This is a genomic window from Lelliottia sp. GFLA7, assembly GCF_056490165.1.
In genome coordinates this window covers 1-621 of sequence record NZ_JBWLAQ010000020.1, presented here as the reverse complement: position 1 = coordinate 621, position 621 = coordinate 1, and the positions used below count along the sequence as shown (strand labels likewise).

The window sequence follows — 621 nt, the reverse complement described above, 5'->3', positions numbered from 1 at the left end:
CCGACAGGCTCCGTCTGGTGGGCCACACCCGCACTGAGCGCGTGGTCGACGAGGAGTTGGCCGGCTGGCTGCGCGCGTACCTGGGCTTCGCCGAGAATGAGGTGCTCGCCAAGCGTATGAGCGAACACAACGCCAAATGCAATGTCAACGAAGCCCTGGACCACTTCGGCCGCGAGGGCTTCATCAAGCACGCCGTCGGCATGGGGCTGTCTCCACAGGGGCCGCTCGACCACGTGCAGGGGCCGTGCTTCCCACCGCCATTCCGTCTACACCCGACTGACACCGTGAGTCCGCGCACCCGGCACGGGCGGAGAGAGCCCTGCAACCACTGCGGGAGCATCTGGGTCAGCTCCGGCTGGGGCGGCTCCTGCTGCAACGACTGCGGCGGATTCATCTGACCGACACGAACCGAATGGAGACCGTCGTGACCGCGACTACCGATGCCGCAGAACCCATGCGACTCTCGCTGGGCCTGCGTCCGTTCCCTGGACTGGCCGGCGCCGAGAAGGTCGGCGCGACGAAGCACGAGCGCATGGTCGCCGCCCTGCGCGATGTCCGCGCACTGGGTCTCGAAACCGGCGAGGCCGACCCCTATGCCGACTTCGAGGACTTCTGGGAGGA

General features: G+C 67.5%; 2 protein-coding genes. Both read left to right on the top strand.

What is annotated here, in order from left to right; all coding sequences use genetic code 11:
* The coding region (locus AC07RN_RS20915) for a hypothetical protein (protein WP_478337205.1) at positions 1 to 398 on the top strand (398 nt) is incomplete at its 5' end.
* A 26-nt stretch (positions 399 to 424) separates the two neighbouring features.
* Positions 425 to 621 (top strand): hypothetical protein (locus tag AC07RN_RS20910; RefSeq protein WP_478337204.1); only part of this gene is annotated, 197 nt, incomplete at its 3' end.